The sequence below is a fragment of the Collinsella aerofaciens genome (assembly GCF_025289055.1).
Taxonomy (GTDB): domain Bacteria; phylum Actinomycetota; class Coriobacteriia; order Coriobacteriales; family Coriobacteriaceae; genus Collinsella.
Map to the genome: position 1 here is coordinate 1 of NZ_JAESIQ010000015.1, position 12686 is coordinate 12686.

General features: G+C 59.9%; 13 protein-coding genes. 10 read left to right on the plus strand and 3 right to left on the minus strand.

Annotated elements, in window-relative coordinates:
- Both JMJ97_RS05640 and JMJ97_RS05645 read right to left on the minus strand, forming a co-directional pair.
- A partial coding sequence (locus JMJ97_RS05640; RefSeq protein ID WP_260699457.1) for a hypothetical protein occupies positions 1-1360 on the minus strand: 1360 nt, incomplete at its 3' end.
- A gap of 13 nt (positions 1361-1373) precedes the next feature.
- Positions 1374-1823 (minus strand): helix-turn-helix domain-containing protein, encoded by a 450-nt coding sequence (locus tag JMJ97_RS05645; protein WP_260699458.1) that lies wholly within the window; start codon positions 1821-1823, stop codon positions 1374-1376.
- 202 nt (positions 1824-2025) lie between these two features.
- On the opposite strand from JMJ97_RS05645, the gene JMJ97_RS05650 reads away from it, so the two are divergent.
- The 9 genes from JMJ97_RS05650 (at position 2026) to JMJ97_RS05685 (ending at position 9505) form a co-directional block, all read left to right on the plus strand.
- Positions 2026-2202: a DNA-binding protein gene (locus tag JMJ97_RS05650; protein WP_230318635.1), complete on the plus strand. Its 177-nt coding sequence runs from the start codon at positions 2026-2028 to the stop codon at positions 2200-2202.
- A complete protein-coding gene (locus JMJ97_RS05655) occupies positions 2189-3268 on the plus strand; it encodes a site-specific integrase (protein WP_260699459.1) in 1080 nt (359 codons plus the stop codon). Before JMJ97_RS05650 ends, JMJ97_RS05655 begins: the two co-directional genes overlap by 14 nt.
- A gap of 44 nt (positions 3269-3312) precedes the next feature.
- Positions 3313-3483 (plus strand): hypothetical protein, encoded by a 171-nt coding sequence (locus tag JMJ97_RS09670; RefSeq protein WP_368136846.1) that lies wholly within the window; start codon positions 3313-3315, stop codon positions 3481-3483.
- 162 nt (positions 3484-3645) lie between these two features.
- Positions 3646-4365, plus strand: coding sequence for an AAA family ATPase (locus JMJ97_RS05660; protein ID WP_260699460.1), 720 nt, complete (start codon positions 3646-3648; stop codon positions 4363-4365).
- 752 nt (positions 4366-5117) lie between these two features.
- The gene (locus JMJ97_RS05665; RefSeq protein ID WP_260699462.1) at positions 5118-5246 is read left to right on the plus strand and encodes a hypothetical protein; all 129 of its coding nucleotides are present in this window, start codon (positions 5118-5120) and stop codon (positions 5244-5246) included.
- Positions 5247-5857: 611 nt separating this feature from the next.
- Positions 5858-6127 carry an ECs_2282 family putative zinc-binding protein gene (locus tag JMJ97_RS05670; protein WP_196031589.1) on the plus strand — a complete coding sequence of 90 codons (270 nt, stop codon included), beginning with the start codon at positions 5858-5860 and terminating at the stop codon, positions 6125-6127.
- Positions 6124-6615 carry a hypothetical protein gene (locus tag JMJ97_RS05675; RefSeq protein ID WP_260699466.1) on the plus strand — a complete coding sequence of 164 codons (492 nt, stop codon included), beginning with the start codon at positions 6124-6126 and terminating at the stop codon, positions 6613-6615. Before JMJ97_RS05670 ends, JMJ97_RS05675 begins: the two co-directional genes overlap by 4 nt.
- A gap of 629 nt (positions 6616-7244) precedes the next feature.
- Positions 7245-9068 (plus strand): GmrSD restriction endonuclease domain-containing protein, encoded by a 1824-nt coding sequence (locus tag JMJ97_RS05680; protein WP_260699467.1) that lies wholly within the window; start codon positions 7245-7247, stop codon positions 9066-9068.
- Positions 9069-9160: 92 nt separating this feature from the next.
- Positions 9161-9505, plus strand: a complete 345-nt coding sequence (locus JMJ97_RS05685) for a hypothetical protein (protein WP_260699469.1) — start codon at positions 9161-9163, stop codon at positions 9503-9505.
- Between the two features lie 244 nt (positions 9506-9749).
- Here the strand turns inward: JMJ97_RS05685 and guaA are convergent, their stop codons facing one another.
- Positions 9750-11348, minus strand: a complete 1599-nt coding sequence (gene guaA, locus JMJ97_RS05690) for a glutamine-hydrolyzing GMP synthase (RefSeq protein ID WP_260699470.1) — start codon at positions 11346-11348, stop codon at positions 9750-9752.
- A gap of 268 nt (positions 11349-11616) precedes the next feature.
- Here guaA and JMJ97_RS05695 point away from each other — a divergent pair, with 268 nt between their 5' ends.
- Positions 11617-12630 carry an asparaginase gene (locus tag JMJ97_RS05695; protein ID WP_260699471.1) on the plus strand — a complete coding sequence of 338 codons (1014 nt, stop codon included), beginning with the start codon at positions 11617-11619 and terminating at the stop codon, positions 12628-12630.
- Positions 12631-12686 lie beyond the last annotated feature (56 nt).

Here is a 12686-nt window from a genome sequence, read left to right on the forward strand (position 1 = left end):
ATGCGAACCTCCAGTCCGGACCGCCCCACGGTCCAACTTTCTGTCCGCACCCCCAATAGTCGCTGTCAATTTCACCGCGATCGACGAACAGCTGAAACGCTTTAACGACTCTCTCAATTTCGGGTCCGATTGATTTGCACTTATCAAACATGCTAGTTTCTTCGGTCGGCAAGCTAATCGAGAAGCCTGAAATGCCAAACTCATCTTCAATGTAGTCATTGAAAAACCACTCCACTGCTTCTTCTAATCTAGTTCCAGCTTCCAGAAGAAACCTTCTGTATGCTAGGACGATTGACAAGGCTTGAGTGTTGCGCATATTGAAGCTCATACTCTTTGGATACTCTTCGCGAACATGTACGCCAAGAGTTTCTACGAGGGCATTGCGTTCGTGCTTGTTAGAAGGCGCCATCAGCAAGCCGTGTGAATCTACGAAATCAAACACATAGATGAAGTTGTTCAAAATAGTTCCAGGATCTGTATATGCAGAAAGCCATTCAGCGCTGAATGAGAGGGTATAAGTGCTGCCTTTTACAGCGATTCCCTTGCATGGCTTCTGATCCGGCGAAATAAGAACGCCGACGCCGTATCTCATTGATGTGATTGCGTCACTTTGGAATAACTCGGCAGTCAATCTCGATGCGGACTTCTTTGCGCTAACCAAAACATCGGCAGAAGGCTTGTATGCATTGAGAGCTTCACGCGGCCAGGTCTCTAGGACGCGTACATGGTTAAGGTTTGCGTTGGGGCTCTCCAAATAAGAGAGCATCATTTCATCTATTGCAGGGTTCTTCAGCGATTTTGGAAGCACGATATACCCGTCAAAATGGTTATCCGAACCAAGCAACCTGATTATTAGTTCAGCGGCAATATTGGCGTTGTCGATAAACGCACTAGTGATTTCGGAATCAAACGCATCTACCAAGGGCTTGTGCTTAACGATATCTCCAAATGTATGGGGATTGCCGAGCAATAGCCTCAAGAAGTCATCGCAATCGATCTGCTTATAGAGATCAGAAGCGACCAAGAAATCCCAGATTTGTTCGCAGTACTGAATCTCAAGCATGCCATACAAGTCCGTTATTGAAGCAGTTTTTAAGAGAAGCGATGCATGCTTGCAGGCAAGTCCAAAAAGAGTACGTGCCCTACTATGTAAAACGTCAATCTGGCTCTCGGAGAAGATATGTTCGTGAACCTCGATGGTTCGTTTGCATTCGTGAACTTCTATGCAATCGTTTATATCTTTGATGTCCGCATCTTGCCAAGTTGTTAGGACCTCAATGACTCGATCTTTAAACCAAGCATATGCAAGGTCGTTTGACGGGTAGAACTGAGCCCTTTCCGCATTGAATTCAGCAGGCATTCAATCGTCCAATCTACAGAACCTTCTTCCCCGGCGAGTACGAGTCCTTCCAGTCCTCGTACTCCTCCTGGGTGATCTTCCCGGCTTCGAGTTCGGCGCGCTTCTCGCCCCAGTCGATGAGGGCGAGCTCGATGGCCGACCCCGGCCTTGTCGCGCGAATCGCGGCCTCGCCCTTTACGGGCTCTAGCCCATGCGCGTCCTCCAGCTGGAACAGCAGGTGGATCACCTCGGGGTGCGTCCTCGTCTTGCAGTCCGCAAACGCCTCGGGCTTCACGCCCAGCGCTTTGGCCATGAGCTTCACCTGCGTCTCGCTGGGCATGCGGTAGCCCAGCTCATAGCTGCGCATGGCGGACTCAGTGAGCCCCGCCTTCTCGGCCAGCTCGCGCTGGGTCATGCCCCTGCGCTCCCTGACCTCCCGGATCTTCGCGCCGACCTCTTTGCGGTCCTTCTCGCTCGGCCTCATGCAAGCCCCTTCTCGCTACTTAAGTCCCTGTAAGCCCTCTGGAGCCATGATACATCACATTTTCGTAAGGACATAGTGGATTTACGTTGACCTTACGTAATCGTGATGCTACAGTGCGCAGCAGATGATTATGGATACGTAAGGTTGCGCAAGCGACGGAAGGAGGACACATGGAAGAGAGGATGCTGGGCGCCACGGACTCATGCGAAGGCTGAAAGTGTCGAGGTCCTACGCCTACAAGCTCATCAGCCGGCTCAACGAGGAGATGGCCGCTGCCGGCAACATCACCATCCCGGGCAAGGTGAGCGAATCGTACCTAGAGCAGCGCCTGTTCACGCTGCCGAACACCGAGGGGGCGGAGCGCAATGGCCGTGACTAAGGACCCCGAGCGCGGCACGTGGACTGTGCAGTGCTGGCACCGCGACTGGCAGGGCGCGCGCCGCAAGAAGACCAAGCGCAGCTTCAAGTCGCGCGCCTCGACGCTCGCGTGGGAGCGCGACTTCGCCGCCCGCAGCGCCGGCGCCATCGACATGCGCTTCGGCGACTTCTTCGACGTCTACACCGAGGACGTGAAGCCACGCCTGAAGCTCAGCACGTGGCTTAGCAAGGAACACATGGTGCGTACCAAGACCATACCGTACTTCGAGGACAAGGCCGTCAACGCCATCACGCCCGCTGACATCGTGAAGTGCCAGAACGAGCTGCTGGCCATGACCGACGGGGAGGGCAGGCCCTATTCCCCCACCTACCTGCACTCCATCACCAACCAGATGAGCGCCATCATGAACCACGCAGTCAGGCTCTACGGTCTGCGCTCCAACCCCATGCACAAGGTCGAGCGCATCGGCTCCAAGCGCGCCGGCGAGATGCTCTACTGGACCAAGGACGAGTACCTGGAGTTCTCGCGCGAGGTTATGGACAAGCCCGACTCGTTCCTGGCGTTCGAGGTCCTGTACTGGACCGGCGTGCGTGTGGGCGAGCTGCTGGCGCTCACGCCCGCGAATTTCGACCTCGACCCCGCGCGCCCCATGGTGAGCATCACCAAGAGCTACCAGCGCCTGCAGTGCAGAGACGTTGTCACATCGCCTAAGACGAAGAAGTCCGAGCGCAGGATCCTGATGCCCAGGTTTCTGGCAGACGAGGTGCGCGACCACCTGCAGCTCTTCCCGAAGGGCGCAAGTGAGCGCGTCTTCGCGTTCACGAAGGGCTACCTGCACCACAAGATGGACCGTGGCTCGCGCGCCGCCGGCGTGAAGCGCATCCGCATCCACGACCTGCGGCATTCCCACGTGTCGCTGCTCATCGACATGGGCTACTCTGCCGTGGCGATCGCCGACAGGCTGGGGCATGAGAGCAGCGAGGTGACGCTGACGTACGCGCACATGTTCCCGAGCGTGCAGACCAGCATGGCGGCGGACCTCGAGAAGGCGGGAGGAAAGAGATGAGCATGAGGAGCAACGACAGGTGCGGGCGCTGACGCAGCCGCACGGTGGCGTTCCGCGCGTCGGACGAGGAGGCGCGCGAGCTCGACGCGCTGGTGGCGCTGGGCGGGCTTTCCAAGCAGGACTACATCATGCGGCGGCTCCTCTGCCGCGACGTCGTGGTGGTGCCCTCCTCGCGGGTGCTGAGGCCCTGGAGGATACATCGCGCGAGGTCCTAGAAGAGCTCAGGCGGCTCGACGACGCCCGCGAGGTGCCGCTCGAGCTGCGGGAGGCCATGGGCGTGCTGGCGCGCACGCTGGAGGGGCTGGGAAGCCCGGAGGCGATCCCCGAGGCTACGATGGCCGACGACGCCATGGCGAGCATGGAGCGGGGCGACTGACGTGGTCGAGCCGCTTCAGACCGTCGATGCCAACTGGCTCATCCAGCAGCCCCGCCGCGAGCCCGTGTGGGTGGTGGAGGACCTGATGCCGGCGGGCCTGCACCTGCTCACCGGAGCCCCGAAGATCGGTAAGAGCTGGCTCGTGCTCGACCTAGCGCTCGCCGTGAGCGCTGGCAGGCCCTTCTGGGGCTATGCCACGCGCCGGTGCGGCGTGCTCTATCTGGCGCTCGAGGACACGCTCGCGCGCATCCAGGGCCGCATGTGGGGCCTCTCCGACACGGCGAGCGAGCGCCTCTGCTTCGCGCTCAACTCGCGAAGCATCGCCGACGGGCTCGTGGATCAGCTGGACGATTTCGCGGAGGGGCACGAGGACACCGGTCTCGTGATCGTCGACACCCTGCAGAAGGTGCGCGCGCTCAAGGGCTTCGCAGACGAGTATGTGCTGGCGATCCTCGCGGTGCACCACACGCGCAAGACGGGCGACGACGACGTTTTCAACACCGTGTCGGGCACCACGTGCACCACCGGCAGCGCGGACTCGACCTTCGTGCTCGCCAAGCAGGGCAGGGCAAGCGAGTACGCGACGCTCTCCCTCACCGGTCGTGACGTCGAGTTCCAGGAGCTGAAGCTGCGGTTTAACGACTCGCCTATAAAGAATGGCTCCCGCAGTCGCAGGAGCCATCCGAATCTCGCATACAAGTCACAAAAGGCTTGCGTGTAAACCATCATAATCGGACGTAAGAAATGCTAAGAGAATCAATCCAAAAACAACCAAAAGACGACTGGGGAAATGCACCCCTTCGTCATTCCCACTCGATGATCAAATCGAGTGCCGCTTCTTGTACCAACTCGCGCTCTCACCTGCAGTTTCGCTTATCCCCCGGCGCCCGGAAAGCGCCCGAAACCCGTGCACCAGCCGGTTCCGGGAATGGTACACGGGTTGCGCCACCCATGCCCGTGACGGCAGCCGGTACACGCCGGCGGACCATCCTACCTGCGGAAACGACCGTGAGGAATAATCGCCGGCGCCAGAAGCGCGGGCAAGCCGGTTTCTCCAGCGCGCAAGGTCCGGGCGGGCTGGTGAGAATAATCGGCAACTTTCGGGAATAATTGAGATGACCTGCGCAAACAGCTCGTCGGAGAGGCAGTTTCCCGACGTCACTTCCAAGCCATCTGCCACCAGCGGAATAATCCTGCGCCAGCTGGAACGCATCCGGAGGCAGCGGGGCCCTCAACGGCCGATCTCGTCCGATGCATCCTCCGATTGCCCAGAAGGCGCCCAGCGCCGCGGAGCTCACCGACCAACGGGCGAGGCGTTCGGGCACCGTCAGCCGCAAAATGCAGCACTCGGAACCAGGCCACCTTGAAGCCCGGTCCAAACGGTGGCAGAATAAGCCTGCCGAAAGGCGGAAGCCCTAGGTGTCAGATTGGCGAGGTACGTACCTCGCCATTTCCTTTTTCTGGAGATTAATCTTGCCGGGCCGCTTGAACCTCTATATCAACGAATCCGGGGACCAGGACCTCTCCGAGGGCCTCTACCTCGTCGCGGTCGTGCTGCACGACATCCTAGACTCCGTTCTTGCCCGGAACGTTACCGACTAACGCGCCGGGACTTCAGGCAGTCCTACCTGAAGCAGCTCGCGAGGAAACGGCTCTCCTAGCAGAGCGGCGCGGACGCGCCCGGCGGGTCGCGCAGGGTGCCGGACCGCGCTCGCCGACGAAGCGGCTCGCCTCTTTCGGGAAAGACCCCGAGATACAGTAACGCCGGGGAAAAGCGCCCCGGCACCTGGAGGCCGTCCTATCGGAATCGCTGGGTTTGCTAGAATAGCCTCAGATGTCAAAACCCATGGGTTTCATGGGCGGGATTGCGAGCGCGATTCTGCCCTATTTTTATCGTCAACCTGCTGTTCGTAGACCCGCCCAGATGCACCGAGCGCTACCACCTGGAGCAGGAGCGCGCCTTCAACGAGTAGCTCGAGCGCGAGCGGACGCACGCGGAGGAGTCCGCCGAGCTCGACGAGGTACGGCGCAAGCGGGACATGATGCGGCAGCGCAACTCTCGCCTGTGCAGGAAGTACGGGCTGAAGGGACGGCGGGAGCGGAAGGGTTGAGCTCTTGCGTGTCGGCCATGCTCGCCTCCAATCTCACGCCTTGTCAGCGGTAAAATTGCACATATTGGAATACCGGCCAACTGAACTGTATTGAGGTGATTCATGGACGACTTATCTGTGCAGGTGCCACTTTCATGCCCCACGTGTGGCTGCACTGAGTTCTCCGAGGTATCTGGCCAAGATCAGGACTCGGCTGATGAGCGACGTTTCATCTGCGCGCATTGTGGAGTGGCAATCTCCAGAGATCAGCTTACTGAAGCGAACTCGGCATCAATCGACGCGACAATCCAGGATATGGGCGACGACATCATTTCGGCGCTTTCGAAGGATTTGAAGAAGGCGCTGAAGCGAAAGGGCTGGAAGGTCAAATGACTGGAGATTCGCAATTAATCACCTTTGCCCCCATCGTCATATCGGCGCTCAGCCTTATCCTCGCCGTCGTTTCTTTCGTTTTGAACTACAGGCTGAGCCTGCATGACAAGAAGCGAGGCGAGCAGCTTGAGAATCTGCAGCTCAAACTTCATGAGTTGCAGCTTCAGAGAGAGGAAGAAGCCGCAGAGAGAAGATCATCCTCCAAGGTGGAAGCCCGCTACGTCCGTATTGGATTAAAAGGGCACCGCATACGAGTTTCGAACACGGGTGGCACCACCGTAACCAATGTTACCTGTGAGTATGACGAGAATGCCGGACCCTATGCTTTCATACAGGATAAAGAGCCTTACGAGCGGCTCGAACCTGGCGAGAGCTTCGATGAAACCATCTTCTTTGCCGACGGCTCTACCAGCAAATTCACGGTCAAGACGCGCTGGATCGGGGAAGATGGCAAAGAACGCAGCAGGGATAACATCGTCTCTGTTTAGCCAGTTGGCGCGTTAGGAAGCGGGAGCGTCGCTAGGCGATAGAATATGGGGGAAGGCGGAGCACGCCCCGACGGAAACGACGGGACACGGCTCCGCCTTTTCCATGCCTTTGTGACGTGCCGCGAGAATCCACCGTGAGAGAACTGACGAGTTTCACGGGGGTGATACGCATGGCAAGGCGTCCGAAGCTGACGCAGGAGATGGCTGACGAGGCGATCTGCCGCAAGGCGGACGGCCTTTCCAGCGGCGACATCGTCTGCGCCCTGGGGATCCACGAACCGCCGCGAAGGGCAGACGGCGCAGCCGGCTGACCTGAGCCGGGAGCAACACGCAGGCGGAGCTGGCTGGCCCGAACCGCGGAGCAATACACAGCCGGAGCGGCGGGCATGGCCGTGAGTGACGCTCTCCGCGCAGGGCGGGGCGGTTTCCGAGCCGTGCGCGCAACAGAGCGGAGGCGGGTGGGCTGCGGGCGACCTTCGACGGGCAGCGGGTGGTGGTGGGATGTGGCACCTCGTAGCTGCACCGCTCTTCTCGTCGTGTTCTCAATATAGGCTACGCATTGTAAAATAAGAGTTTACAGGCAATTGTAATACACCGGTATCACTCCCATTTACCTCGAAGGAGCCTATATGGCTATAGCGGCGCCCAAATCATATGACACCTCGCTCGGCGAGCTTCTCGAAGGGGTTGGCAAGGGGACGCATCAGCTCCCGGAGTTCCAGCGTAGCTGGACGTGGGATGACGGGCGCATCAGGAACATCATCGCGAGCTTGACGCAGGGGTATCCGATGGGAGCCCTCATGAGGCTCGAGTGCGGCGGCAGCGAGGTGAGGCTGAAGTACCGCGCCTTCGAGGGAACGCACGGCATCTCCCGCGAGCCCAACTACCTCGTTCTCGACGGCCAGCAGCGTCTCACCTCGCTCTACTGCTCGCTTTTCGGGAAAGACCCCGTCAGCACCTCGAACGAGCGCGGCCAGAAGCTCAGCCGCTTCTACTACCTCAACATGCGCAGGTGCCTCGATCCGGAGGAAGACCGCGAGGATGCGATTGCCTCCATATCGGACAAGCGCGTCGTCACCGAGGACATCGGCCGCAAGATCGTCCTCGACCTCACGAGCCGCGAGCGCGAAATCGAGGAGCTCATGTTTCCCGCCAATCTCGTTTTCGACTCCCAGGGGCGTGACGACTGGTTTACAGAGTTCATTGAACACTATGGTCTCAAGTCCGAAGAGTACGCCCTTTGGAAGGATTTCAAAGAGAATGTCCTCAGGACGATGGAGGACTACAAGATTCCGGTCATCACCTTGGACAAGACGACGCCCCGTGAGGCGGTCTGCAAGGTCTTCGAGAACGTGAACACGGGAGGTGTCTCTCTTACCGTGTTCGAGCTCGTGACGGCTGCCTTCGCCACCTATGACTTCGACCTGCGTGGGAATTGGAACAAGGTCGTGCGCCCGCGTATTTGCGCCGAAAGCAAGGACATCAGAACGGATCTCATGCAGGGCGTCGACGAGACCACGTTTCTGACCTCCATGACGCTCTACACGACGTATCGCGCGAAGCGCGCCGGCACCAAGGGCAGCACCAGCTGCAAGAAGAAGGACGTTCTGGCGCTGCGCTACGAGGACTACGTCGCCAACCTGGACGCGCTGTTGGACGGGTTCGACATGGCGCGCGATTTGCTCATCGGCGAGTGCGTCTTCCGCATGCGCGACCTTCCCTATACGACGCAGCTCATCCCTCTCGCGGCCACCTGCGCCTACATCGGGCGCAAGGCGTTCGACCGGCAGCCCGTGAAGGCAATCCTCCGCCGGTGGCTGTGGTGCGGGATCTTCGGGGAGATGTACGGTGGCGCCAACGAGACGCGTTACGCCAACGACATCGAGGACCTGGTTGCGGCGATAGAGGGCGCCGACTCGCAGATGCGCACCGTGAACGCCGCCTACTTCCAGTCCACGCGCCTGCTGGGCCTTCAGACCAGAAACAGCGCCGCCTATAAGGGGGTCATGGCCCTCGTGTTCCGCGAGAACTGCCTCGATTTCGTCGACGGCGCACCAATGACCACGGTGAAGTCGATGGAGACCCCGCCGGACATCCACCACATCTTCCCGCGTGCGTACTGTGAGAGGACGGGGCTCGAACGGACGAAGTGGAACTCCATCGTGAACAAGACCCCGCTCATCGCGCGCACTAACCGGGAGATCGGGGGTGTTGCCCCTTCGAAGTACCTGCCGAAGATCATGAAGGATGAGCAGATCGACGGTGATGAGCTCCGTAGGCGTGTTGAGTCGCACCTCATCGACTACGACGCCCTCGCCGCCGATGACTTCGACGCGTTCTTCCTAGATCGCGCGAAGAGGCTCCTCGACGTCATCGAGCAGGCAATGGGCAAGGAGGTGCCCGACCGGGCATCTGACGAAACAGTAGCGGCGTTCGGTCACGTCCTGAACTGACCGTAGCGCATGCCCCGCAGGAGCAGGAGGGCGATGCGCTACGTGCCCTCGATACCACAAGCCCATCTTATTCGAATCAAGGAGTCGCCGCGATGGAACCTCATAACGTTGCAAAGTACGCTCGCAAGCTGAGGCTTGCGATCGAGGAACGTGGTGCCGCCGCACTCGAGCGCGACGACTGGGCGGCGCGCTTCCAGGAGTTTGGCTTCGAGATGGATTGCGGTCACTCGTATGAAGAGCTTTACGGGCTCGCCTTGCATGATGCACAGGGCCTCAGGCGCGAGCTTGCGCACATCGACGATGTACAAACGCTCGGCAACGCGGTCTTCTCGCAGTGCCGGTACATTACGCATTGGTCGATGGGGCCTTGCGAGCGAGAGCTCGACTGGCTGGAAATCGCGCTTGGGCATCTCGAGGAGCTCGCCCACGACGCATAGTCGTCGACCGGCTCGCGGGACGGTATCGGCACCAGGCTGCTTCACGTTTGCGCACCACTCATCGAGTAGCCATAGGCTGCTTTGGTAAAATCGGAGAAGCTACCAAGACTGGCTTTTAACTGGAGATCGTTCGTCTATTTCCTCTGTGAGAAAGGGCTCCGTCCGAATCGAACGAAACCCTTTCTTGACCTGCGGAAATGTCAGTTTTTGGAAGATGGTGTTGAGAAGTGTCAGACCCCGAAAATCACTCCCACTCGATGGTCGCGGGCGGCTTGGACGTGATGTCGTAGCACACGCGGTTGGCGCCGGGAACCTCGGCCACGATACGGCCGGAGATGCGGGCCAGGACGTCGTAAGGCAGTTTGGCCCAGTCGGCGGTCATGGCATCGCTGGACTCGACGGCACGCAGGATGATCGGGCGCTGGTAGGTGCGCTCGTCGCCCATAACGCCAACGGACTTGATGTCAGGCAGGACCGCGAAATACTGCCAGCAGCTGTGCTCGGAGTTGCGCTCGCCGGTCTGCTCAAACAGACGCTGGTTGTAGGCATCCAGCTCCTCGCGCACGATAGCGTCGGCGTTCTTGAGGATCTCGAGCTTCTCCTTATCGACCGCACCGATGATGCGGATGGCCAGACCCGGGCCCGGGAAGGGCTGGCGGAACACGATGTGACCCGGCAGGCCGAGCGCCAGACCAAGCGCGCGGACCTCGTCCTTAAAGAAATGATCGAGCGGCTCAATGAGGTCGAAGTGCACGCCCTTGGGGAACGGGATCAGGTTGTGGTGGCTCTTGATGGTGGCCGTCTTGCCGCCCGTCTTGCGAGCGCCGGACTCGATGATGTCGGGATAGATGGTGCCCTGAGCCAGGTACTTGACCGGCTTGCCATCGGTCTCGAGCTGCTGCGCCACGGCAAAGAACTCTTTCCAGAACTGCGTACCGATGATGCGGCGCTTCTCCTCGGGCTCGGTCACACCGGCCAGAAGCTCGGCATAACGGTCCTCGGCGTGAACGTGGATAAAGTCGACATCGAACTGCTTGGTGAAGACCTCCTCCACCTGCTCGGGCTCGCCCTTGCGCAGCAGGCCGTGGTTGATGAACACGCAGGTCATCTGCTTGCCCACGGCGCGAGCGCCCAGCGCAGCCACGACGGAGGAGTCGACGCCACCGGACAGGGCCAGAATCACGCGGTCGTCGCCGACCTTCTCGCGGAACTCGGCCGTCATGGTCTCGACCAGGTTGTCCATACTCCAGTTGGGCTCCAGGCCGCAGATCTCAAACAGGAAGTTGCTCAGCAGCTGCTGACCGTACTCGGAGTGCTTGACCTCGGGGTGGAACTGCGTGGTGAAGATCTTGCGCTCGGGACACTCCATGGCAGCAACCGGGCACACGTCGGTGCTGGCGGTAACGGTAAAGCCCTCGGGCACCTCGGAAACGGCGTCGCGGTGGCTCATCCACACGGTCTGCTCCATAGGCGTGGAGTTAAAGAGCTTGGCGCCGGCCGTGCGCGTGATGGTGGCGCGGCCGTACTCGCCCACCTCGGAGTGGCCGACCTTGCCGCCGAGCGTCACAGCCGTGATCTGATGGCCGTAGCAGAAGCCCAGGACGGGAAGGCCCAGGTCAAAGATGGCAGGATCGATGGACGGAGCGTCCTCGGCGTACACGGAGGCCGGGCCGCCAGAAAGGATGAGCGCGGAGGCGTTCATATCGCGAATCTCGTCGGCCGAGATGTCGCAGGGGACAATCTCGGAATACACGTTGAGATCGCGGACGCGACGGGCAATGAGCTGACCGTACTGCGCACCAAAGTCGAGTACGAGGACCTTTGCGGAAGCCTTTTGATCCATGGTTTCCCCCTCTTGTTGGCGGGGAGCCGGTGCCCACCCGCGTGAATGAACGAAAATAACCTCCATAGTGTACACGTTATATGGGGTTTCTCGTCCCTCGCAGCCATCAGCGCACGGCAAACGCACGACCTGGGCCCCTATTTGACGGCAATTGAAGTGTTACCAAACGTTACAGATGATGTAATACGTTTGAACATTGGACGCCCTGTGCCACAATACTGCCGAACGACTCCGCCCTTGCGGCGGCAAATACGATAGGAATACCAGCATGAAGCGCATCCTTCTCATCGCCACGGGCGGCACCATCGCATCGACCGAGGACGGCAACGGCCTCTCCCCCGCCCTGACCGGTGAGGAGCTCGCCCAGAGCATCCCCGAGATCTCGGACCTCTGCGAGCTCGACGTGGTACAGCCCATGAACATCGACAGTACCAATATGCGCCCGAGCGACTGGATGCGCATCCGCGATGTCATCGTCGAAGGCTATGCCGATCACGACGGTTTCGTGATTCTGCACGGCACCGACACCATGAGCTACACCGCGGCGGCGCTTTCCTATCTGATTCAGGACAGCCCCAAGCCCATCGTACTCACCGGTTCGCAAAAGCCCATGGGCAACCCTTTTACCGACGCCAAGCTCAATCTGTACCAGAGTCTGCTCTATGCGCTCGACGAGCATTCGCACGACGTCTCGATCGTGTTTGGCGGCGTCGCCATTGCCGGCACGCGCGCCCGCAAGCAGCGCACCATGAGCTTTAACGCGTTCATTAGCGTCAACTATCCGCCCATTGCCTACATCCGCAACGACCGCATCGTGCGCAACGGGCTCCACGGCACTCATCAGGGCGAAAACCCGGTGCGTTTCTACGACAGCATCGACCCGCGCGTGTTTGTCCTTAAGCTTACGCCCGGCGTGAACCCGGGTATCCTGGACGCCCTAGCCGATAGCTACGATGCTGTAATTCTTGAGACCTTTGGCATTGGCGGTATTCCCGAGTTTGGCGAGTCCGGCGAGTCATTCCAGGAGGCAATTTTCCGCTGGGTCGATTCGGGTCGCACCGTCGTTATGACCACGCAGGTCCCCGAAGAGGGCCTCGATCTGGGCGTTTATGAGGTCGGCCGCGCTTACGCCGATCATCCGGGCATTCTGCGCGGCGATGACATGACCACCGAGACGCTCGTGGCCAAAACCATGTGGGCACTCGGCCAGTCACGTGACGCGGCAGAGATTCAGCGCCTGTTCTACAGCCAAGTCAACCACGACCGCATCCCGATGGCGTAATCCCTAAGGCAGTTCCACTTATCGCAGCCTCAAACGACAGGTGGTCCCCCTCGGGC